Annotated in this window: 19 protein-coding genes; 11 read left to right on the top strand and 8 right to left on the bottom strand. The window is 68.2% G+C overall.

The genetic code is table 11. The features are described 5' to 3' along the window. Positions 1-66 precede the first annotated feature (66 nt). Positions 67-894: an AraC family transcriptional regulator gene (locus G4D86_RS35110; protein ID WP_163998483.1), complete on the bottom strand. Its 828-nt coding sequence runs from the start codon at positions 892-894 to the stop codon at positions 67-69. A gap of 224 nt (positions 895-1,118) precedes the next feature. Between G4D86_RS35110 and G4D86_RS35105 the strand changes: the two genes are divergently transcribed. The 4 genes from G4D86_RS35105 (at position 1,119) to G4D86_RS35090 (ending at position 7,266) form a co-directional block, all read left to right on the top strand. After that, positions 1,119-2,189 (top strand): hypothetical protein, encoded by a 1,071-nt coding sequence (locus G4D86_RS35105; protein ID WP_163998482.1) that lies wholly within the window; start codon positions 1,119-1,121, stop codon positions 2,187-2,189. Between the two features lie 314 nt (positions 2,190-2,503). Continuing rightward, positions 2,504-2,959 (top strand): hypothetical protein, encoded by a 456-nt coding sequence (locus G4D86_RS35100; RefSeq protein WP_163998481.1) that lies wholly within the window; start codon positions 2,504-2,506, stop codon positions 2,957-2,959. Positions 2,960-3,187: 228 nt separating this feature from the next. After that, positions 3,188-6,238 carry a protein kinase domain-containing protein gene (locus G4D86_RS35095; protein ID WP_163998480.1) on the top strand — a complete coding sequence of 1,017 codons (3,051 nt, stop codon included), beginning with the start codon at positions 3,188-3,190 and terminating at the stop codon, positions 6,236-6,238. Positions 6,239-6,357: 119 nt separating this feature from the next. Then, a complete protein-coding gene (locus tag G4D86_RS35090; protein WP_163998479.1) occupies positions 6,358-7,266 on the top strand; it encodes a DUF3592 domain-containing protein in 909 nt (302 codons plus the stop codon). A gap of 198 nt (positions 7,267-7,464) precedes the next feature. Here G4D86_RS35090 and G4D86_RS35085 read toward each other — a convergent pair whose 3' ends face one another. From G4D86_RS35085 to G4D86_RS35075, 3 genes are all read right to left on the bottom strand, one after another. After that, positions 7,465-8,454, bottom strand: a complete 990-nt coding sequence (locus G4D86_RS35085; protein WP_163998478.1) for an alpha/beta hydrolase — start codon at positions 8,452-8,454, stop codon at positions 7,465-7,467. A gap of 237 nt (positions 8,455-8,691) precedes the next feature. After that, positions 8,692-9,243 (bottom strand): hypothetical protein, encoded by a 552-nt coding sequence (locus tag G4D86_RS35080; protein WP_163998381.1) that lies wholly within the window; start codon positions 9,241-9,243, stop codon positions 8,692-8,694. Between the two features lie 123 nt (positions 9,244-9,366). Next, positions 9,367-10,242: a helix-turn-helix transcriptional regulator gene (locus tag G4D86_RS35075; RefSeq protein WP_163998477.1), complete on the bottom strand. Its 876-nt coding sequence runs from the start codon at positions 10,240-10,242 to the stop codon at positions 9,367-9,369. 176 nt (positions 10,243-10,418) lie between these two features. Here G4D86_RS35075 and G4D86_RS35070 point away from each other — a divergent pair, with 176 nt between their 5' ends. Next, positions 10,419-11,039: a glutathione S-transferase family protein gene (locus tag G4D86_RS35070; RefSeq protein WP_163998476.1), complete on the top strand. Its 621-nt coding sequence runs from the start codon at positions 10,419-10,421 to the stop codon at positions 11,037-11,039. Between the two features lie 66 nt (positions 11,040-11,105). Continuing rightward, positions 11,106-12,005, top strand: coding sequence for an FAM151A/B family protein (locus G4D86_RS35065; protein WP_163998475.1), 900 nt, complete (start codon positions 11,106-11,108; stop codon positions 12,003-12,005). A gap of 37 nt (positions 12,006-12,042) precedes the next feature. Here the strand turns inward: G4D86_RS35065 and G4D86_RS35060 are convergent, their stop codons facing one another. Continuing rightward, positions 12,043-13,413, bottom strand: coding sequence for a hypothetical protein (locus G4D86_RS35060; protein WP_163998474.1), 1,371 nt, complete (start codon positions 13,411-13,413; stop codon positions 12,043-12,045). Between the two features lie 134 nt (positions 13,414-13,547). Continuing rightward, positions 13,548-14,723: a pectin acetylesterase-family hydrolase gene (locus tag G4D86_RS35055; protein WP_163998473.1), complete on the bottom strand. Its 1,176-nt coding sequence runs from the start codon at positions 14,721-14,723 to the stop codon at positions 13,548-13,550. A gap of 284 nt (positions 14,724-15,007) precedes the next feature. Between G4D86_RS35055 and G4D86_RS35050 the strand changes: the two genes are divergently transcribed. From G4D86_RS35050 to G4D86_RS35035, 4 genes are all read left to right on the top strand, one after another. Further along, positions 15,008-15,487 (top strand): MarR family winged helix-turn-helix transcriptional regulator, encoded by a 480-nt coding sequence (locus G4D86_RS35050; protein WP_163998472.1) that lies wholly within the window; start codon positions 15,008-15,010, stop codon positions 15,485-15,487. Between the two features lie 12 nt (positions 15,488-15,499). Next, the gene (locus G4D86_RS35045; protein ID WP_163998471.1) at positions 15,500-16,672 is read left to right on the top strand and encodes an acyl-CoA dehydrogenase family protein; all 1,173 of its coding nucleotides are present in this window, start codon (positions 15,500-15,502) and stop codon (positions 16,670-16,672) included. Positions 16,673-16,752: 80 nt separating this feature from the next. Continuing rightward, positions 16,753-17,424, top strand: coding sequence for a hypothetical protein (locus G4D86_RS35040; protein ID WP_240360633.1), 672 nt, complete (start codon positions 16,753-16,755; stop codon positions 17,422-17,424). A 482-nt stretch (positions 17,425-17,906) separates the two neighbouring features. Further along, positions 17,907-18,173, top strand: coding sequence for a hypothetical protein (locus G4D86_RS35035; protein WP_163998469.1), 267 nt, complete (start codon positions 17,907-17,909; stop codon positions 18,171-18,173). Positions 18,174-18,295: 122 nt separating this feature from the next. On the opposite strand, the gene G4D86_RS35030 is transcribed toward G4D86_RS35035, so the two are convergent. Both G4D86_RS35030 and G4D86_RS35025 read right to left on the bottom strand, forming a co-directional pair. Further along, a complete protein-coding gene (locus G4D86_RS35030; protein WP_163998468.1) occupies positions 18,296-18,907 on the bottom strand; it encodes an imm11 family protein in 612 nt (203 codons plus the stop codon). 30 nt (positions 18,908-18,937) lie between these two features. Beyond that, entirely contained in the window at positions 18,938-19,624 is a 687-nt protein-coding gene (locus G4D86_RS35025) for an AHH domain-containing protein (RefSeq protein WP_163998467.1), read from the bottom strand. Positions 19,625-20,294: 670 nt separating this feature from the next. Here G4D86_RS35025 and G4D86_RS35020 point away from each other — a divergent pair. Next, on the top strand, positions 20,295-21,509 hold the full coding sequence (locus G4D86_RS35020; RefSeq protein ID WP_163998466.1) for a clostripain-related cysteine peptidase: 1,215 nt from the start codon (positions 20,295-20,297) through the stop codon (positions 21,507-21,509). The last annotated feature ends 63 nt before the right edge of the window (positions 21,510-21,572 follow it).

The following is a 21,572-nucleotide window of genomic DNA, read 5'->3' as shown; positions in this document are numbered from 1 at the left end:
CCTCATCCACGACGGGCGGCGGCGTCTATCAGCGTCCGGCGCCGCTTGTCACAATCGTGCGCTCCTTCATGCCCGCCTCGCACCGCGGAAGCGCGCGGGCGTGGCGCCATGGCGGGCACGGAACCGCGCCGTGAAGTGACTCTGGCTGGAGAAGCCGGTGGCCTGCGCCACGTCCCCCAGTGGGAGCGCGCTGGTGATGAGCAGCTCCCGGGCCCGCTCCAACCTCCGCGTCAGGACGAAGCGGTGCGGTGTGCTTCCCGTCGCCTGCTTGAAGCTCCGGGCGAAGTGCGACGGGCTCAGTCCCACCACGCCCGCCAGCGCCTCCAGCCCCAGCGGGCCGTCCAGGTTCGCCTCCACGAAGTCGGTGACGCGGCGAAGCTGCCAGGTCGCGAGGCCGACCGCCTTCGGTCCACCGCGCCGCTGCTGTCCATCCAGCCGCAGCAGCCGCAACCCCACCACCGTGGCCAGCGCCTCCAGCTCCAGCCGGGAGGGTGCCAGGCCGTCGCGCAGCGCCTCACCGCTGGCGCGCAGCAGCTCCCGCAGCACCGGATCCCTCAGACACGAGGACCCCACGGCCCGCAGACCGCTCCCAGCGCCGGACTCTCCGCTGAGCGCGGCGAGCCGCTCCGGGTGCAGGAAGAAGGACACCACCTGAGCCCCCTCCGCCCACGCGAAGGCATGGGGCAGGTCGGGGCTGACGACGCCGACCTCCTCGCACGCCACCCGCAGGTCCACCGGACGCCCGGTGAGCCGCCACCGTCCCTGGATGGAGCGGCGGACCAGCGGCATGAGCAGCTGCAGCTCCGGATGCTGGTGCTCCCCCGTGCGCACCTGCTGGTGCCGGTAGAGGGCCACCCCCACGCCTTCCCAGGCCACCGAGGCCAGAGGCTCCATCCGCCTTGCAGGTCCTGTCACGTGGCGCTCCAGCTCCGGGGTCGACTTCCAAAGCGACGCCCAGCGTACGTCCAGATGTACCGCACCGGATTGATGAGACACCAGGTTGGTCGTAATCGGGCCGCTTGCTCTCCTCTTCCCTCCGGGCAGACGCAAGCCGCGAGTGGAAATCAAGGTGCGCCCCCGGCGGCTCTGCACGGATGGCCCGGGCCTATACTCCTCGCATGCTGTCTCGCCTGTCCCATAGGCCCTTCTCCCTGCGGGATGTGGGGGTCTGCGCCACCCTCTTCTGGCTGTTCACCCCCATTGGCCTGGAGACAGGCTTCGTCCCATCGTTGCTCCTGGCCACCGTCGTCGTCGGGCTGGTCCACGTGGCACGAGCCCGCCTGGGGCGAGTCCGAGGGCGGCAGGCCGTCCTCTTCCTGCGCCGGTTTGGCGTCCGGTCACCGAACGTGTGGCTGGCCGACGCGGTGGACTCCCATCTGGCGAAGCACTTCACGGTGGTGGCCCTGGACAACGGCCGGTTCACGCCACGCCCCAGTGCGGCGAGCCTGCTGACCGGGCTCTATCTGCTGCTGCTCCCCGCCGTGATGCTCCTGTTCATGCTGCTGCTGATATCCATCTCCATCCCGCTGTGTTTTCCGGGGCGCGCTGGAAGCCCACGGCTCTTCGACCCGGCCCTGGTGATGGAAGGGATGAGCGCGGCCGCCCCGCCCATGGCCCTGGTGGCCCTGGTCCTGTCCGCCGTACAGGCGTTGGTGAACCGGCTGCAGTTCTGGCGCGAGGTCATTCCCGTCGAGGACTCCCTCGCGCTCGACAGGCTGGTGCTGAACGTCCAGGAGCTGCGGCAGCGAGGCGAGGAGCGAAGAGGGAGTGTCCCGATCATGCTCAGCGCCCGCTGTGCCGACGAGGTATGGCAGCAGACCATCAGCGCCCTCACGGCGGAAGTGGATGCCATCGTCGTGGACGTGTCGCACCCTGGCGAGGGAGTTCTCTGGGAGCTGGAGCATCTCGCCGCTCACGCACCCGGCAAGGTTGTCTTCATCGGGGACAGGTGGAAGTTCCGCGGATGGTCCCGGCGCTTCCGCAAGGGCAAGGGGAACGCGCTGGAGAACGCCACGGGAGCGCTCCTCCAGGAGCATCCCGTCCTCCTGTACGGAGGCCTGCTGGAGCGGAGCCGCACCCGGTTCAGCAACGCGCTGCTGTCGCGGCTGCAGGTGCTCTCCCGGCAGACAGCGGTGGACTCCCAGCCTCGCCCCCAGGAGCGGCAGGGTCTTCCACAGCGAACCCCGTGAGCGCACCCCGTGAAGCCTGGAGCAGATGGGCCGGCGCGCGGCCTGGCCTCCTGCGCCTTTCCGGATTACCGGCAACAGGTCCCCGTGCTCCACAGCACGGAGCCACCCGGACTGTAGACAGACGAGGCGCACTCCGCCCCTGCTCCCGGAGGGCTGGCAGACATGCGACACGCCCGTCCGCTCGGACACTCGAGGCGCACCACCCATCCACGCGTGTCGGGCATCACACCGAGGTGTGGGCGACTCGACCCCTTGGAGAGGGTGGAACGCTCGAGCCTGTCCGCCCTCCTCCCCACTTCGCAAAGGACATGGCCATGGGACTCCTGGACAAATTGAAGGGCGCGGCCCATTCGGTGTCGGGTGGCGCCGCCCGCGTCTCCCTTGAATATGAGCCGAGCGCTGCGCTTCCCGGAGACGTCCTCTCCGTACGCGTCACCGCCACCTCCACCGGCGCACCGGTGAAGTCGGGTGGCGTCTTCGTGGACCTGCGCGCAATCGAGACGGTGCACCTGCCCGTCGGCACGAGCCAACAGCCTGGCAACTCCTCACACGTCAGCTTCGAACAGCAGGTCCCCATCGCTCCGGCCTTTACGCTCGGTGCCAACGAGACGAAGGTGTTCGAGGGCCAGGTGCGCCTGCCCACCAACATCCAGCCCTCGTTCCAGGGCTACTACGCACGGCATGAGTGGTCCACCCGGGGCCGCGTCGAGATGACAGGCAATGACCCCGACTCGGGCTTCATGACCTTGCGCGTGGGCACGAAGGGCTGACCCTTCGGATGAGCAGGCCCGTGCCGGCGAAGGCCACTCCCTGACGGACACGCCGGGTTGTGGGGCACGGGCCTCAGGTATCTGGAATACAACAGTGACCGGCGCCACAAAGGTTGGGTGCAGAACGACGCGGCCGCATTCCGCCGGCCCTCGTCTTCGGAACGCTCTTTTCTGACCTTTCCTCACTCTCCGACACCGCTGAGACCACATCGCGGCTCCGGAGACACCGTGGGGACCTACCGGATTGTGAAGAAGCTGGCCGCTGGCGGCATGGCCGAGGTGTTCCTGGGGAAGGTGGTGGGTGCGGAGGGCTTCGAGAAGCCCGTGGCCGTCAAGCGCATCCTTCCCTCGTACGTGCAGGACGCCGCCTTCGTGGAGCTGTTCCTGCGCGAGGCGAAGGTTTCAGTCGCGCTCCAGCACGGCAACGTCGTGCAGGTGCTGGACCTGGGGACGAGCGCCGGCCAGTACTACATGGTGATGGAGTTCGTGGACGGGGAGAACCTCCGCGCGCTCCTGAGGGCGGCCTCGCAGCGCCAGCTCCCCATGGGCCTGCGCGAGGTGTGCTTCATCGCCCAGCAGGTGGCGGACGGGCTCGCCTACGCGCACGGCCGCACGGACCGGGCCGGCGCGCCGCTCGACATCATCCACCGTGACATCAACCCGTCCAACGTCATGGTCTCCGGCATTGGAGGCGTGAAGCTGGCCGACTTCGGCATCGCCAAGGTGGCCGGCGCGCACCAGGAGACGCAGGCCGGCGTGCTCAAGGGGAAGATCAACTACCTGTCCCCCGAGCAGGTCCAGGGTCGCCCCGTGGACCAGCGCAGCGACATCTTCCTGCTGGGGCTGCTGCTGTACGAGATGCTTGCCGGCCGCAGGCTCTTCGACGGCTCGTATCCCCAAATCATCCACGCGCTGGGCAACTTCGACGAGCACACGCTGGAGCCACTCCCCGGCGTGCCCGCGCCGCTGTGGGCCATCCTGCTGCGCTCGCTGGCCGCGGCCCCCTCCGCCCGGTTCCAGACGGCGCGCGAGTTCTCCGAGTCCATGCAGAGCTTCCTCTTCGACCACCGGCTGCGCGTGGGCGCAGCGGACATCGCCGGCCTCTTCGGCCGCGCGTTTCCGGACCGCCGCTCGCCGCTGGCGGACCTGGAGGGAATGCCCGGTGAGGAGATTCGTCTGGAGGGCGAGGAGCTCCCACGCGTCCAAGGCCCGCCGGCCCGGGACGCACGGCGTCCGCCGCCGGGCCCGCCGCCCATGCTGCGTCCGGCGGGCGTGCCTCCACCTCCCGGGGTGGCAGCGCCCGCGGCGGTGGCGCGGCCGCCCTCAAGCCCTCCGCCTCCGCCGGCCCTGGCGATGGCGCCTCCGGCCCGGAGCCCTTCCTCGCCGCCTTCACCGGCGCTGGCGATGGCGCCTCCGGCCCGTGGCCCCGCCGTGCCGCCTCCGCCTCCCGGGCCTCGTGCGAGGACCCGCCAGCAGCTCGGCGCCATCCTCGTGGCGCGCGGCATGGTGACACCGCAGTCGCTGGAGGAGGCGCTGGCGCTCCAGAAGCGACGCGGCGGGCGGTTGGGACAGCTCCTCGTGGTGGAGCGGAAGCTGGAGCCGGAGAACCTGGTGCGCGCCCTGTCCGAGCAGTCGGGGCTGCCCCACATCACCGACGAGAAGCTCCAGTCCGTGCCGGTGCCGGAGGAGCTGCTGCGGCAGATTCCCCGCGAGCTGTGCGAGAAGCTGTGTGCCGTGCCGGTGGCCCTGCGAGGGCGCGAGCTGTTCTGCGCCGTGCTGGACCCGCGCGACGTGCAGGTCACCGACGCGCTGAAGTTCTCCGCGCGCGCCGTGGCGGTGCAGGGCCTCTTCGCCACGGAGCACGCCATCCGCCGGGCCATCCGCCGCTTCTACCCGGGTAGAGAGATGGAGACGCGCGTCGGAATGGAGTCCACCGACTCCACGGGACGTGCGCGCATGCTCCAGTTCGAGGAGAAGTTCACCGGGCGTGCCGTGCTCGGCGAGCGCGAGCTCGAACTCTCCGTGGTCGAGGAACCCGAACCGCAGACCCCCGCGCCCTCCGAGGCCGCGAGCCGTCGGGCGCCTCCACCCCGGAGCGACGCCCGCGCGCGCATGGTGCTGGTGGTGGCGGAGCCGTCGGAGCCCCGCGAGGCCGCCGTGAGGCTGCTGCTGATGGAAGGGCTCGCGGCGGCGACGAGCCCCGCGGCCGAGGCGGAGCGGGCGCTCTCGCTGGGCGGGTATGACCTGGTGCTCGTGCTCGAGGACGGCCTGGAGGACGCGGCGGGCATGGCCCAGCGGCTGCGTGCCGCGCATCCCCGGGTCGAGGTGCGCGTGCTGCCCTCCTACAGCGCGGCGCTGATGGGCGAAGGTGGACCGCTGGCGCGGCTGGGCGCATTGCAGACGCGGCTGCTCGAGGGCGTGATGTCCATGCTGGGAGGGAGCGCGGTGCTGGCGCCCTTCGTCACCCAGCTGGCGCGGAGGATTGCCGCGCGGCTGGGCGCTGGCAGCGTGGAGGAGTCCCTCATCGGCACATCGGCCTCCGCGCTGGCGCTGGCGGCGCGGCTGGAGGAGCCGTGTCGCTTCATCCTTCCCTCTCGTGCGCGGGCCCTGGCCCTGGTGGGCAGCGGTCTGCCGGAGGTGGTGGAGCTGCTCACCGCCGTGCTGGCCGAAGGGAGTGAGACTCCGGCGCCCGCGGGTCGTGCCGCTGGCGCGCTGCTGTGCTCGGCCAGCTTCGTGCTCCAGGCACAGAGCGCACAGCCGAGTCCGGCGGACGCGGCCCTGGCGCTCCAGGCGCTTCGCCAGGACCCACGCCTGCCACCGGCGGCTCTGGAGGCACTCGCCGCCGAGCTGAACGCGGGCGCGGTGGGGCAGGACAAGACGGCACCCCGGGTGGTGGTGGCGGAGACGGATGCCGCCAACGCGATGACGCTGCAGATACGGTTGATGGCCGAGGGGCTGGCCACGGTGCGCACGCAGAGCCGCGCCGAAGTGGAGCAGGCGCTGGGAGCGGGAGTGCAGGCGGCCATCCTCGCGGACCCGCTGCCGGATGGGGACCTGCACGCCATCCTTCGCGCGCTGCGGAAGAACGCGGCCACCGAGGACCTGCCGGTGTACCTCATCCTCGACAAGGAGGACCCGGCCGTGGTCACCGCGGCGTTGGAGGCGGGAGCGGATGACGTGCTGATGCGGCCGGCGAACGTGGAGGTGCTCATCGCGAAGCTGCGCCGGGCCATCCACCAGCGGCAGGCGGCTCGACGCAACGTGCGGGCGGCGAACTGACGCGGCGGGCGGGGCGTCATTCGACTTCTACACCCGGGTCATCGAGCTGACGATGCAGCCCGCGCGCATCGCGAACATGACCATGCTCAGATGGAAGCTCAACGCCGGGGTCCCCGCCCATGTCCGCTGAACTCCCGTCCGAGGTCCGCACGCGCCTGTCGCAGCTCACCACCTGGCATTTTCGATTGCCGGTCCATCACTTCGCCCCGCTGACGGGACGCACGGTGGAGGCGGAGGCGCTGCTCTATGGCGAGCTGGGCTATGCGGACGAGACGCTGTTCCTCTACGGCTACTGCGTGGGGGCGGACGAGTACTGCTTCCTCTACGACACGCCGTGGGACGAGGTGCACCGCGCCCTGAACGGTGCTTCCCCCAACGAGTGGTACGACGGCCTCGTGATGCCGCGCGCCTTCCGGGTGCGCTACTCCGTCTCGGCGCCCGAGCGGCACGAGATGGTCGACCCGCTGCTGCGGTCGATGATGGAGAGACCGTTCCGCTACCTGGGGACGCGAGCCGCCGTGCCCCGCCCGCTCACGGCGACCGCGGAGGAAGTCCTCCGCGACATCGACCTCTGGGACGAGCGGCTGCGCTACCTTCGTCGTGGACGGTATCTGGTGCCCCAGGATGTGTCCCAGACGGCGGAGTGGACACCCGCGGTGGCCCGGTTCGGGGGGCTGGTGGGACGCGGCGATGCGGAATATGCGCACTACCGCTACGAGGTGGGCGGGACTTCGTACGTGTTCGCGGTGAAGACCGTGCCGCCCATCTCGCGGATGACCCCGAGCGACCACTCGCCCCAGGCCTCGCGGAAGCGGCGGCGGGCCCATCTGGCCCTGGCGCGTCGGCAGGAGCAGGGCTTCCGGCTGCTTTCGAGCGGACAGGAAATCGGGGTGCGGTTCAATCCGAAGGAGCCCGCGGAACACGTGCTCGGCGCTCCGATGCTTCCGGCGGGGGCACCGCCGCTGGACATCGACCCTTCCACGAGCGTGTACCAACTCGAGCCCATCGTGTTCCCCCGGTCGAAGTAGCGCCTGACGCGGATGGGCGTCACGGAACCGGGTCACACCCATTGGCTCCGCTGGCTTCGGCTTTCCGCACCTCGGGCTATGGGCTGTACCGCACCGGATTGTTGAGACACCAGGTTGGTCGTAATCAGGCTGCTTGCTTCTGCGTCAGCTCCCGCCAGGCCCGATTCATCGTCGGTGATATCGCTGAAACGCGCGGCGTCAAGCAGCCCTGCGAAGCCGGCCCAGCATTCCGTTGAGGTCCTGGACGAACAGTTCGTGACGGAAGTAGTGCCCCCCCGGAACTTCATGCCATTCATGTGGAATACCGGCCCGACCCAGTTCGCCGCGAAACTCGCGCTGTCCGGCGAGCACCTGGGTCTCGTTGACATAGTCGAACCAGTTCACGGGGTCAGGTGACGTGCCGGCCGCGAGGAAGACCCGCTTGTTGTAATAGCTCGGGATGCGCTGGATGGGATTGTCGGCGCTCACCCTCGCCTCGTCCCAGAAGGGGACACCGTAAACGCTGCCCCCAGCCAACTCCACCGCTGCCGAGGTTGTGTTCGCCCAGTGGACGACGAGGCCGCCGTCGCGCCGGAGGCTTGCCGGGCCCGAATGGGAACTGACCGAGCAGAAGTGACCGTAGTACTTGGCGGCATACTTCAAGGCACCGAATCCACCCATGGAAAACCCGGCAACGGCTCGACCGTTGTACTCGGCGTATGTGCGGAAGTTCGCGTCGACCCAGGGCAACAATTGGCCGATATGGAATGTCTCCCAGTTGCGGGGACCGGAATTGGTGCTCACGGGATTGGAGTACCAGCCCGTCGAGGCATCCGGCATGACGACGATGAGATCGCGCCAGGCCGTGAGGTTGATGATGTTGTCCTGCAGGTGGAAGGTTCGGAAATCAGCGTTGCCACCATGGAGCAGGTACAGGACCGGGTACCGCTTGCCACTGTGGTGGTACCCGTCGGGGAGCAGGATGTTGACCGCAGGATCCCACGCGATTTCGTCGGTGGCGAAGCGGTAGTACTGCAGGCGACCGCCGTTTTCGTTTCGATCGACGATGCGCAACCCGAAGCCGTCACCGGCGGCTTGGGCCGCGCCCGGAAAGCCGAGACCGCCGGCAAGAGCGCCCGCTGTGGCACCGAGACCCGCCAGGAAGTGCCGACGGGTGACGGTCGAGCGAGGCTTTGAGAGAGCGTCCATGAGTTCCTCAGGGCGTTATCGATGCGAGGAAATTGCCGGGCTGCCGTAGCCGTTGGCGTAAAGCTGATTTCTCAGACTAAGCTACAAATCCATCACCTGACAGTCAATGGCAAGACGCTCACGACGGAGGGGCCGTTCGCGAAGGGGTGGGTGGCTTCTACTTGAGCGAGGCGCCGCATCTCGCAGCCATCAATCAAGCGCGTCGCCTGAGCTCGTTCGAGAATCCCGATTCTTCGTTTAGCGTCGGGCGCTCTTCGCCTTCGGAGCCTTCTTCTTCGCCGCGGGCTTCGCACGCCTGGCCACCGCGGGGGCCTTGCGCGCCGGGCGCTTCGCGGCGCGGGCCGGGCCCGCCCACACCTCGAGCGCGGCGCGCGTCTCGGCCGCGCGCGTCTTGTTGCCCAGCGCGTCCTGCAACAGCGCGAGCCCCTCCATGGCGTGGCGCACCTGCGCGTCCGTGAGTTCCTCGTGCTGGAAGAGGTTGCGGTATGCCTTGGCAAGCCGGGCGAGCGCGACGAGCGACTCGGTTACCGCGCCGCTGCCCGTAGCCTGCGGGGAGCGGAAGTGCCCGAGGCGATAGCTGATGCTGCCCCAGTCCCAGCGCTCGCTCGCGGGGCGGCCCTGCGCCATCCGGTCGCGCTCCAGCGTCGCCTGCCAGTCGGCGCCGAACTGGGCGCGCAGGGCCTTCTCGAGGAAGGCCTGGAGCGCGTCGCGCGCGCTACCCAAGGCCGGGTCGAGCATGGCGCTGACGGTGACGTTGCGGGTGCTGGCGGTCGTTCTGCGGATGGACACCGGGTGCAGCTCCTTCGAGAGCGCGAGGGGTGCGCAGGGTACCGGGCCTGTCCGCGGTCAGCCAGGAATGCGACGGCCCGAAGCGCCGCACGGAAGCCCGACGCCAGAGCCGGCCGCGTCTGCTCACCGACCAGGTACTCCCCTCCCCCTCCCCAATGCCTTGAGCTCGCTCAAACGCCGCCGCGCGTCGTCGTCCGCGGGAAAGAAGGACTCGATCCGTAGCTGATCGGTGGTGATGTCCTGCGGGTTGCCGAAGGTCGAGCACATCGACAGCAACCGGATCCGGAACATCCTGTGCGCGTATTCGATGGGCGTGATCGGCGGCAGGCCGGTGGAGGCCGGCGACGGCACCGGCAGGGCCGACACGTCGGGATACCCCAGCAGCTCGGCGTGGAGGTCCGCGAGGGCCTCGCTCGGCCGGCTCTGATGCTGGCGGCGCAGATGCATGAGCAGCAGCGGCGCGACCTCCGCCCAGTTGACGATGCGCCCGCGCAGGCCGGCCGGGTGGAAGAGCTGGCGCATCATGTTGCGCGCCCGCGCTTCGCCCACGGCGCGCTGCAGCGGCACAGGGTCGAAGGCCAGCGCCGCCGTGAGCCGCAGCATGCCCGCGTTGAGGCGAACGATGTCCCAGGCGCCGTCGACCACGAGCGCCGGATTCGGATCGAGGTGGGTGAGCATGACGTCGATGGCCTCGACCACCGGCCGCATCGAGGGATCGTCCAGGGTGCTACGGCTGAAGGCCCCGGTGAAACCGGCCGCTTCCAGGAACACGTTGCGCTCGTGCAGGGGCAGCTCGAGCACGTGCGCCAGCAGCAGGACCATGGCGCGGCTGGGCCTGGCCCGCCCCAGCTCGAGGTAGCTGACGTGCTTCTGCGAGACGTTCGCCTGCAGGGCCAGCTCCAACTGCGAGAGCCTGCGCACCTGGCGCCAGCGCTTGAGCTGCGCGGCGAAGGACGAGCCCGGGTGCAGCTCCGACAGCGCTTGCGGACTTGAAGCCATGAGTCACCTCGCCCCGAGGTAGACGAAACGGCGGGCGCGGACAGTGTCGGGCTGACGCGGTGATGGCGGCAACTACCTCCGAGGTGGTTGCCGCGTCCACGCGACGATTCCACAGTGGCCAGCGTCGACGGCGCCGCGCGACGTTCATACCCACCCAACCCGATATAGGAGGCTTGATGAAGCGCATCCTTTATGGCTTTCCCCTGTCCGGCAACACGCACCGCGTGCGCCTGTTCCTCTCCCTGCTGGGGCTCGACTACCGCGAGCAGACGGTGAACCTGGTCGTCGGCGAGCATCGACGCCCCGACTTCCTGGCGCTCAATCCGCTCGGGCAGGTGCCGGTGCTGGCCGACGGCGAGCTCGTGCTGCGCGACAGCCATGCCATCGTCTACTACCTTGCCCGCGCCTACGACCGCGATGAGGCTTGGCTGCCGCGGGAGCCCGCGGCGGCGGCGCGGGTGATGCAGTGGTTGTTCATGGACGCCAACGAGCTGCACAACGGCATTGGCTACGCGCGCAACCACCTGGCCTTCGGCGTGGCCTGCGATCTCGCCGCCGCGCAGTCGCGGGCGCGCTCGGCCCTGCAGGTGATGGAGCGCCGCCTGACCGACGAGAGCTGGCTGGAGCTCGGGCGTCCGACGCTGGCGGACGTGGCCTGCCATCCGCTGGTCAGCCTCTCGCACCAGGGCGGAATCGCCCTCGCCGACTACCCCGGCGTCACCGCCTGGCTGACGCGTGTCGAGCAGCTGCCGGGCTTCGTGAAGATGCCGGTGTGGCCAACGGCCAGGACCGGCTAGGGAGCCGTTCCATCCCAAACACCTTTTCGGAACCTCCCGCCGATAATGCCTACCGGAGGTCACACCTTGCCCTTTGAGCACGGCGGTCGCATTCGCCCCACGGTCGTCCCGATTCCCCAGCGGAACCTCAAGCCGGCGGCTCCCGCCGTGAAGGCTGTCGCTCCGGCCGCCGCCGCGCCCACCGGCCACTCCCGGGTGGACAGCTATCAGGCCGCAGCCGGAGTGCAGTCCTCCGCCCCGTCCTGCCCGGTCGGGAACACCTGGACCGGCGACCTCCCGCTCTCCGAGGCGCGCAACGCGCACCGGACCAACACGAAGGAGCAGTTCCAGGACGCGCTGGACAGCAACGCCAACTGGTTCGAGGGCGACGTCCGGAAGGAGATCAACAAGAACTCTCCGGAGATGCGTCACGACAAGGGCCACGAGGACGGGGACAACCTCACCCTCCACGAGTGGCTGACGATGGGGAAGGAGTCCGGACGCGGGCTCAAGCTCGACATCAAGGAGGGCGACCAGATGCCGGCCGTCCTCGACGAGCTCGAGAAGGTCGGCATCCCCGAGGACCGGCTGATGCTCAACCTGTCCTTCGAGGACATGAAGAAGTGGGGGCCCGAAATCCGCGAGCGTTTCCCGAACGCAATCCTGGCGATCAACCCACCCACCGATGGACAGGTGAAGGCGGACGACGCGGCGAAGATGGTCGCGCTGGCCAGGGAATTGGGCGGGCCCGCCACCTTCGTGGTGCGCCACGACAAGCTGACCGACGAAGCGATCAAGACCTTCCTCCCCGCCGGCACCGTCTCGGTGTGGGGCGAGGCGAAGGATCCGGTGAAGGCTGGCGAGGACCTGCGCGCCCGCGGCGTCAACGGAATGGTCGACATCGCCGGCCCACACGGAAATAGCTGGGGAGACAAGGCCGACGCGGTGAAGAACTGGGTCAAGACCGGCCTGGACAAGATTTTCTAGGTCGCCCTCCTGGCAACCGGACTCCACGTCCGGGACTTCAGTCGAACTCGGTGTTCGTGGTCCGCACCGCGCGCCAAGGCTTCGCGCGCATTTCCATCTCGGCGAAGCTCACCCGCGCGAAGTCGCGGCCGCGTCCCACCTCGATGCCGATCCACAGCACCTCTGGCTCCTGGACGTACACCGCCACGTCCGCCCACTCCGTCCGGCGCGTGAGCAGAGGCTCGACGCGGTAGGCGCGCGGGTTCCGGGCCGGATTGCGTTCGAACAGAAGCACGAAGTCGCCCCAGTGCATCCACAGCGCGCCGTTCTTCCGCAGCCCCAGCGCATGGAGATTGCTGTCGATGGTGTCTGGATCGTTGGACGCCGGCAACCGGATCGTGTCCTGCCTCCCGTCCGGCGTGTGGCGGTGGATGACCAGCGCCTCCTCCTGATGGTTGAGCAACTGGAGCACGTCGCCGGAGTTCGTCGAGAAGAGGCGCTCGTTGAACGAGGCGAACTTCGGGAACGGGCGGATGTCCGCCTTCGGCTGTCCCGGCCTCCACCGCAGCACGGCGCGCTCGTTACGCGCGAGGCTCAGCTCGAGGAACACCTGCTCGTCGGTGTTCCCCCAGATCATCCGAGCGTTGCTCACCGGCGTGTCCCTACCGTCGAGCAGGACGGTGTGCTTCACGCCCTGCCCGGTCACCTCGTAGGCAACGACTGCGCGGACGGGATTGCAGGTGCGGTGCTCACACGGTTGATCGGGCCGCTCCGGTATCACGTACAGGGCGACGTCGCGGCTCCTGTCCAGCTGCCGTCCCTCATCGACGCGGTACAGGAGTTCGGGCGCGCCACCGTCGAGCGGAACCCGGTAGGCGACGCTCACCTCGCCGCGCGGCTTCTTGCGCCCTTCCATGTGGACCAGCACGTCTCGTCCATTGTCGAGGAAAGCCAGGGACCCGACCTGGAAATCCCTGATCTCGTCCGTGGGCGGCTTCGGCTTGGGGAGGGTGACGTGCCGTCGCGGCGAGCCGGTGAAGGAGTGCAGCGAAGCGTCCTTCTCCCACGCGGCGAGCACGTCGCCGGCCTCGTTCGAGGCGACGCGGTACAGGTTGTCCTTCGGAATCCGGTGGAGCGAGGTGAACTGCCGCCCGCCCGGCGCGAGCATCCGGAGGTTCGAGCCGCCCACGGTGAGGAATCCGCCGTTGGGCATGGGCCGCATCGTGGTGAGCCCGTGCACCCGCGACGGCGTGTCCGGCTTCTTGCTGCGAGTGTCGATGCCTTCCGCGAAGGCAGCTGGCGCAACGAGCGCGAGGGCAAGGAGTGCACTCCGGATTCGCGACACAGCGGCACCTCCTGACGATGCGCGAATCGACGGCCGCGCTCGCCGTCTATTCACCCCCCGGTAGGACGGCACACTGGCGTACACCCCTTCCAGGCCGCCCTCCCACGAGGGGCGTGGCTGGGGCCTGGGCCTGTTGGCTATCGCGGCTTGAGCCTCAACACCTCGCGGCCCGGGGTGGAGGCCCGCACCGTGGCGCTCAGGCTCCAGCCTCCCGCGGCTCAGGGTCCGCCGAAGCCCTCGCCCGTGGCCCACGCATGGATCCACTCCCGCAGGTTCGTGCCTCCGTCCGCGCTGTCGAACGGGGGAGCGGTCCCCCCATCGGAGAGCGCGGTGCCGTATCCCTGCCACATCACGTGCGCCGTGCCGGGAAGGACGAAGGCGTCCGCGTTCGCGTGTGCGGCGCGCTCGGCAAGCAGCGCGTCGAGCCCCGCTTGATAGGGGCCTACCGGCGGATTGAGCGCGGCCTCGGGACCGGTCCCGGCGAAGAAGAACCACCTGAGGACCTGATCCGAGTCGTATGCCAGGAGCCCCTGCCGCGAGTCCGGGAAGCGCCGCGCGAGATGCGCTGCGATCTGGGGCATCCCCGCATCGCAGTCCTCACAGTCAGCGGGGAGTCGGAGGTTCCAGGCATCGCGCCACTCCGCCCAGTGCACCGGTTGGACGAACGGCGCCGAGTCAGCGAGCAGATGGACCTCCGCGCCGGGGAAAGCATCCCGAACCCGCGGGAGATTGAACGTCGCGCCATACCCGCCCGCGCTGGAGCCGGTGAGCCAGATCCGCTTCGCATTGGGGAACCGCGCCTTCAACACCTGGAGGTAGGCGTCCATGTTACTCGCCCCGGCGAAGTGGATCTTCCGCGACTGGACCGGATCCAGGTAGCCGACCTTGTACTGGTAGGTCCGCTCCGCATCGCCCGCGTGCAGGTCTCCGGTGCAGTACGGGACGAAGACGAACGTCGCGTCGCGGAAGGGGTTGTCCGGCACGGTGCGATCCAGCGCGCGCACCGAGTCCAGAACCGCCACCTCCTGCGGGAAGTGACCGCCACCGTCCGCGGGATAGGGATCGTCCTCGTTCACGTGGACGGCCGAGGGCTGCTGACCCCCGGCGCCACTGTAGAGACACGCCGTGTCGTAGTAGCAGATGGGTCCGAAGCGCATCACCGAGGGCACGCAGGTGCCCTGGTTCCAGCAGGCGCCGCCTCCCTGCAGGAAGATGAAGAGGTCCTCGTCCAGCCCCGAGCGCTTCAGCCCGATGCCGGCGCTCGAGCCCCGCGCGCACCGGGAGCCCTCGACCGGGAGCCACGTCCAGCCTTCGCTCCCGGCATCGGACTGGCCACCGTCCGACTCGCCGCCATCACCGTCGCCTCCGTCATCTCCCGAGCCGGCGTCGATCACGCCTCCATCCTGGGGGGTTCCCGGCCCGGGCCCGGAATACACACAGGCCAGCGGCAACAGGAGGGCGACGGCCCACGGACACATCCAGGGTGAGGGCGAGCGCATCCCCTCATCCTAGCCGCTGATTCCGTGAGCTGTCGCGGGGCCCTGGCTCGGGCCCTGCACGCTCCCGAGGCCGAACGTCCAGCCCTGCATGCGCCCGTCGATCTGCGCCTGGAACCACGTGTCGTGCTGGAAGCCGCGCCTTGACTTCCTTCGCTCGACCCAATAGTTCGTTATACGAAATGTTTCCGAAAGCGAAGGAGCGAGATCTCGACCTCATCATCGAGACCTTCATCTACCTCCAGGCGGAGGGGCGCCGGCTGGCCCGCAGCGAATGCGAGCGCGTGGGCGTCAGCCCGACGCAGCTCAACGTGATCATGCTGCTCGATCAGATCGAGGCGCTGACCTGCTCGGAGCTGGGGCGCCGGCTGGCGACCCAGAACTCCACGGTGACGGGCATCGTCGACCGGATGGTCGAGGCCGGGCTGGTGAAGCGCGAGCAGTCCCAGGAGGACCGTCGGGTCTGGCGCGTCCGGTTGACCGAGCACGGAAGCAGGATTGCCCGACAGGTGGACGTGGCGCCCTGGGCCATCCTGCGGCGATCCATCAACGCCATGGAGGCCTCGGAGCAGAAGCAGCTGTTCAAGCTCCTGCGAGGGCTCGCCGGACAAGTCGCCGCTGAGATCGAGAAGTCGAACGGAAGCAAACGCGAGAAGGCCTGAGGCTCCCACACCATGCTCTTCACAGAAGAACACCAGAAGCTCCGCGCCACCGTCAGTCGTTTCATCGACGAGGAGATCAACCCGCACGTCGATGCATGGGAGGAGGCGGAGATCTTCCCGGCACGGGAGCTCTTCAAGAAGATGGGCGCGCTGGGGCTGCTCGGAATCACCAAGCCCACCGAGCACGGCGGCGCCGGGCTGGACTACTCCTACTCGGTTGCGTTCGCCGAGGAGCTCGGCCACTGCAACTGCGGCGCGATCCCGATGGCCATCGGCGTACAGACGGACATGGCCACGCCGGCGCTGGCCCGCTACGGCTCCGAGGAGCTGAAGCGCGAGTTCCTGGCGCCCACCATCCAGGGCGAGATGGTCGCGTCGATTGGTGTCAGCGAGCCGGGCGCGGGCTCCGACGTGGCCGGGGTGAAGACCACCGCGGTGAAGGACGGCGACGACTACGTCATCAACGGCACCAAGATGTGGATCACCAACGGCATGCAGTCCGACTGGATCTGCCTGCTCGCGAACACCAATGACGACAAGCCGCACGTCAACAAGTCTCTCATCCTGGTTCCGATGAAGACGAAGGGCGTGAGCCGGGCGAAGAAGCTCAAGAAGATCGGCATGTGGTCCTCGGACACCGCCCAGCTCTTCTTCGACAACGTCCGCGTCCCCCAGCGCTACCGCATCGGCGAGGAGGGCGCCGGCTTCATGATGCAGATGCAGCAGTTCCAGGAGGAGCGGCTCTTCGGCTCGGCGAGCACCTTGAAGGGCCTCGAACGGGCGGTCCAGCAGACCATCGAATACACGCGAGACCGCCAGGCCTTCGGCATGTCGATCCTCGACAACCAGTCCGTCCACTTCCGGCTCGCCGAGCTGCAGAGCGAGATCGAGGCGCTCCGCGCACTCGTCTACCGCACGTGCGAGATGTACGTCGCGAACCCGGACGACATGGAGAGTCTCAAGCTTGCCTCGATGTGCAAGCTCAAGGCCGGCCGGCTCTCGCGCGTCGTCACCGACGCCTGCCTGCAGTACTGGGGTGGCATGGGCTACACCTGGGACAACCCCATCTCCCGCAACTTCCGCGACAGCCGGCTGATCTCCATCGGCGGGGGTGCGGACGAGGTGATGCTCGGAATCATCTGCAAGATGATGGGCATCCTCCCCCGCAAGAAGAAGACCTCCTGACTGCTCGCCCAGGCGCGGTCGGAGGCCCTCATGCACGGAGGGGGTTGGCCGATACGAGCCGAGCGGGGATGCTCGCGGGAATGACCGGGATACAAATTGGCATCTTCGCCAGCGTCTTCGGAGTCGGCCTCGGGGCCGCGAGCCTCATCGGCTACGTCCGCTGGCAGCACTGGAAGCAGCAGCTCCAGACCTGGCAGGACTTCGCGACCACTCGCGGCTGGCGCTTCATGGCAACGCCCGGGTTCATGTACTCCGCGGGGACGCTGGAGCTGAAGGGCAGCCACGCCGGGCGGCCGTTCACCGTGGAGACCGAGCACCGGGGCCAGGGCAAGACGTTCCACATCGTCACCATCGTCCGGCACAAGCTGGGTGACGGCTTTCCGCGCGAGGTGACCATCCGGCCCGAGAAGGCGGGCGACACGTTCCTCAAGCTGTTCGGCGTGAAGGACGAGGAGCTTGGCGATGCCAGCCTCGATGACGCGCTGAACCTGACGAACGTCACCCCCCGGGCCCGCGCCATCCTCCTCAGCGCGGGCATGCGGCGGCCCCTGCTGAACCTGGCCCACGTCTTCGAGACCTTCTCCATCGAGAACGGCGTCCTGTCGGCGGAGGTGATCGCCGTCCCGCGCACCACCATCGAGATGTACGGATTGCTGACGCCCGTGCGTGAGCTGGCCGACGCCGTCCGGGGTGCGCTCGGCCAGACCCGCTCGGGGGCGGAGAGCACCGGACAGGAGGGCGCCAACTCATGAGCCGAGGTGCCTGCCTCCCGTATCTCGCCTGCTCGCGCAGCACCGGCCGTAGCCGGCGACGGCGAGCATGCAGAGGCTGAACGTCCAAGCCCCGCTCGTGAGAGCGCTAGCCCCAGGGAGGCCCCTTCCTGGAAGACCCATTCTGGCCCCCGCTCCACCGTCGCGGAGTCAATCCAGGCCTCGATACGGGCTCCCCGTCGCCGCGCGGATGGCGGGGACTCCACCAGCAGGCACGCGCCAGCCTCTCCCGGCATCAGGCCTACGGGCCTGTCCGCCGACTTCAGCCGCCGGCGCTCAGCGAGCCACTCCAGCGAGTAGGCATCCAGGTAGGAGTCCACGGCCACCAGGAGGTACCGCTCCACTTCGGCGTGAGTGATTCCCCGGTCCGCCTCCTGGAGCGCGGCGGCAAGCCCGGAGTGTCCCAGGCCCAGCAGGCGCCAGGGAGGAACGGGGATGCGCTTGCACAGCCTCGCTTGGAGGAGTTGAGTGTAGGCGCTCGCGAGGCCCTGGCCCCCCGCCTGGCGGACTTCGAAGAAGCGCTCGGCGCTCAGGACGGGGGCAATGCACACCAGTCGGGTGCGCCGCCAGAACAGGGCGTCCTCCGGACCGGGGATTCGCCGCTGCCGGAGCAGGTCATCCAGTGCGCCCTGGGTGAGCCGGGCCCAGCGGGCCAGCAGCGCGAAGCCCTCGGTGTAGCCCTGGATGGGATGCCCCACCAGGGGGACGAGCTGCTGGGTCTCGGCGTCTAGCACCGACACTCCGGGGAGCGGCTGGGGCCGGACGAGCCCGGCACGGATGGCGGCACAGGAGGCGCTGGCATCCCAGCCGACACTGGAGATCATCCCCAGTCCTGTGACGGCCAAGGCCATGTTCAGGGACCGCCAGCGAGGGGCTTCGCGTTCGTGGACAGCTTCAGCTCGCCCAGGACGACATTCGTGAAGGCCTTATCCCGGAGCGCATCCGCCAGCACTCCGTCCACCAGGTACACCGTGGGCTTGTGGTGCATACGGAAGAGGGCGGGCGCGCCGGCCACCTTGTCCGGGTGGAGCACGGGTGTGCGGATGGCGACGACGCCGCCATCGGGCCCGTACTCGATGCCGCTGTGCGGCTCATCGAGACAGTCATACGTGCCGATGGGATTGATGATGAAGTAGTTCCGGCTATAGAGCCGGCCCCGGTGGTCGTAGAGGTCGAAGGGCAGGTATTCGATCTCCACGTTCGGGCAGTGTGCGGCGAGGGTCTCCTGCAAGGCCCGGGAGACGATGAGGTAGTTGACGTTGTTGCCCAGCAGCGAGGTCAGCTCAATGCCGGGGTGTTCCTCGCTCAGCTGGATGCGCGCGTCGGCGGGGTAGTAGGGCGCGGCCCTGTCGCCGAGGGACGGGCAGTACCTGTGCAGCCCGAGGCCCGCGGGCCCGTCATCGATGAAGCAGAGGCTCTCGTCGCTGAAGCGACCCAGTTGGAGGAGACGGAAGAACTTTCGCATGTGCCGTGGTTCCGGGAGGGGATGCGTCCGTCAGAAGACGGCCATGGCCATGTCTTCCAGGGACGCATAACCGCCCTCGACAATCTGCATATAGAGAGGCTTTGCGTGACCTTCGAGCTTGGACTTGAGGTCACCGGGCTTCGGGGACTTGTGATCCACCGCATCCTTGAGTGCCGCGGCGAAGTCGCCCTGCAGGAGCGACGCCACGAGCGTCCGATACGTCCTGTGGTCCGGGTGCCCCGGCTGGCGGTGGATGGGCAGATTGAGCACCTTGGCCACGTGGGGGTTCATGGGGAGCAGCACCATGTTCAGCTTGTGGTTGATGTTATAGCTCTGCTCCAACAGCATGTTCCGGGCTGTCAGCACGAGCTCCGGCGAGCCTCCAGGTCCGCCGAGGACCTTGACCAGCGTGGCCTGCAGGATGGAGTCCGGAATGATGTGATGGGCCTCGTGGTAATAGGGTTTGTTGCAGTCGTACTTGAAGTTGCGTCGAGCCCAGTCGACATCCCAGTCCCCCTGTCGGGGTCTGCTCAGGTTGTCGAAGTAGATCCGCCCCTTGCCGGCATAGAACGGATGGTCCGTGGTGGGCATCTCGTCTCGGGCCTCGTTCTCGTACCTGGGCCAGTTGTAGTACCCGGAGTCCTCGGTCGCCCGGACGAAGGCCTGCCACTTGTGGAAGCAGGAGTACTGCTTGAACCCGACCTCATGCCTGTTCAAGCACTTGCCACCTTCGACCGAGCCCGTGCATTTATGCGGCAGCATGGCCTCGATGTCTTTCGTGTGGTTCTCTTCGGACACGGGCTCCTCCTTTCCAAGTTGCTGAACCTGCGGCGCGAGGGCAGCAGGATGCCGGAGCCCTGGTGGCGCATGGGAGAGTGTCTGGCATTATGTTCTCTGGCCGCCGGGACAAGCAACGCGGCAGCGCTGGTGGCTCTCGCCCGTGCTGCACACGCCGTTGTCGGGGAGCGGTTGCGTGCCACGGTGTTGCCGGAGGAGGCATTGTTTTTTGAGAGCTGCGCCCGGGTGGCGGTCCGTATTCCCCAGGAGGGAAAGAGAATTCGCTTTCGCATCCATGCCCCACCCCACGCGCGTGTCGGCTGGGAGCTGGCGACGGACAAGATGCGGCATGCAGGCAGGGTGAGTAGCCGAGGCGTCCACGCATCCCCGGACCCGAACTTCCCGTGTCCCGGACCGGAGGAGGCGGGCAATCCAGCACCTCGGGTGCCTGCTTCGGCTGTCAGGATGAGCTCCGGGCCAACTCCCGACACTCGCGTCATCCTCATGCCCACTGCTCCGCGCCCGCACACCGTTCCCACCCTTGCAGGGAACTTCCTCACAGAGAGAGCGTGCCGTGGGACGAAACGGAGCGCAGAAAGAGTGGACGGTCATGGTCTGGATGGCCGGTGACAACAACCTCGAGGACGCGGCCCTGGATGACCTGGCTGAGCTCAAGCAGGCGGGCTCGACCGAGGAGGTCGACATCCTGGTGCAGATGGACAGGATGAGCGACCAGAACACCCGCCGTTACCATGTGCGCAGGGGCACCTCGACCCAGGCGGACGTGGTCGAGGAACTGGGGCCGACCAACACGGGAGATCCCCAGTGCGCCATCAACTTCTTCACCTGGGGCATCCAGCACTACCCGGCCAGACGCTACCTCGTGGTGCTGTGGAATCACGGCTCTGGCATCGATGAGTCCGACGTGTACGACCGCATGCAGCAGCTCGGCATGACGGTCTCGCGTCGGGCGCAGCGCACCCGCGGAGCCATTCCGCTGGGGCGCGTGCACGCCGCCATGTCTCGTGGCTACAGCCGCGCTCTCTTCTCCACGACTGTGGAGGCGGCGATGAAGCAAAGGGCCATCGGCTACGACGATACCGCCCGCGACTTCCTCGACAACATGGAGCTCAAGCGCGTGCTGCTCGAGGTGAAGAAGGCCACTGGCAGACGCATTGACCTGGTCGGCTTCGACGCGTGCCTCATGAACATGATCGAGCTGGCGTATGAGCTGCGGTCCACCACGGACTTCGTCGTCGGCTCCGAAGAGACCGAGCCTGGTGATGGCTGGCCGTACGACGTCATCCTGAAGGAGCTCGTGCAGAACCCGAAGATGACCACGCGAGAGCTGGGCTCGGTCATCGTCCAGCGCTACGTGGAATCCTACCCTGGCGAGGCTGTGACGCAGTCGCTGCTGGATTTGAGAAAGTCCCCTTCCGTGGCCGAGGCCGTGGACGAGCTCGCCGCCGTGCTGTTGAAGCTCATCAAGAAGCCCGAGGGTAAGCTGGCCGTGCAGCAGGCGATGAAAGACACCCAGGCCTTTGCCGTGACGGAGTTCATCGACCTGGGCGACATGATCGCTCAGTTGCTCAAGCAGTTGAAGAAGGTCGCCCCCGCATTGGCGGAGAAGGTCGCCAGCCAGTTGGCGGAGGGGCCGCTGCGCTCCTTCGTCGTCGCCGAGGCCCACCGGGGGGACACGATGCGGCGTGCCACGGGCGTCAGCATCTATTGTCCCACGCCGCGCACGCGCATTTCTGTCGCCTACGACAGGCTGGCCTTCGCGCGGAAAACACGCTGGGACGATTTTATCGCGGCCTACGCCTAGTCCTCTGACCGGGTGAAGTCTGGTGGGTAGTCACCGACGCTGCCCGTGCGCGCTCATACCCGG

Origin of the sequence: Pyxidicoccus caerfyrddinensis (assembly GCF_010894405.1) — a bacterium.
GTDB classification, from domain to species: domain Bacteria; phylum Myxococcota; class Myxococcia; order Myxococcales; family Myxococcaceae; genus Myxococcus; species Myxococcus caerfyrddinensis.
Note: the sequence above shows the minus strand (reverse complement) of the source record. Positions and strands in the feature narration are given on the sequence as shown.

Coding starts and splice junctions, on each gene's coding strand:
- G4D86_RS35040 (WP_240360633.1), top strand. CDS start 16,753: ATGACCGGGATACAAATTGGCATCTTCGCCAGCGTCTTCGGAGTCGGC.
- G4D86_RS35090 (WP_163998479.1), top strand. CDS start 6,358: ATGTCCGCTGAACTCCCGTCCGAGGTCCGCACGCGCCTGTCGCAGCTC.
- G4D86_RS35085 (WP_163998478.1), bottom strand. CDS start 8,454: ATGGACGCTCTCTCAAAGCCTCGCTCGACCGTCACCCGTCGGCACTTC.
- G4D86_RS35110 (WP_163998483.1), bottom strand. CDS start 894: ATGGAGCCTCTGGCCTCGGTGGCCTGGGAAGGCGTGGGGGTGGCCCTC.
- G4D86_RS35075 (WP_163998477.1), bottom strand. CDS start 10,242: ATGGCTTCAAGTCCGCAAGCGCTGTCGGAGCTGCACCCGGGCTCGTCC.
- G4D86_RS35045 (WP_163998471.1), top strand. CDS start 15,500: ATGCTCTTCACAGAAGAACACCAGAAGCTCCGCGCCACCGTCAGTCGT.
- G4D86_RS35070 (WP_163998476.1), top strand. CDS start 10,419: ATGAAGCGCATCCTTTATGGCTTTCCCCTGTCCGGCAACACGCACCGC.
- G4D86_RS35020 (WP_163998466.1), top strand. CDS start 20,295: ATGGTCTGGATGGCCGGTGACAACAACCTCGAGGACGCGGCCCTGGAT.
- G4D86_RS35030 (WP_163998468.1), bottom strand. CDS start 18,907: ATGCGAAAGTTCTTCCGTCTCCTCCAACTGGGTCGCTTCAGCGACGAG.
- G4D86_RS35100 (WP_163998481.1), top strand. CDS start 2,504: ATGGGACTCCTGGACAAATTGAAGGGCGCGGCCCATTCGGTGTCGGGT.
- G4D86_RS35105 (WP_163998482.1), top strand. CDS start 1,119: ATGCTGTCTCGCCTGTCCCATAGGCCCTTCTCCCTGCGGGATGTGGGG.
- G4D86_RS35050 (WP_163998472.1), top strand. CDS start 15,008: ATGTTTCCGAAAGCGAAGGAGCGAGATCTCGACCTCATCATCGAGACC.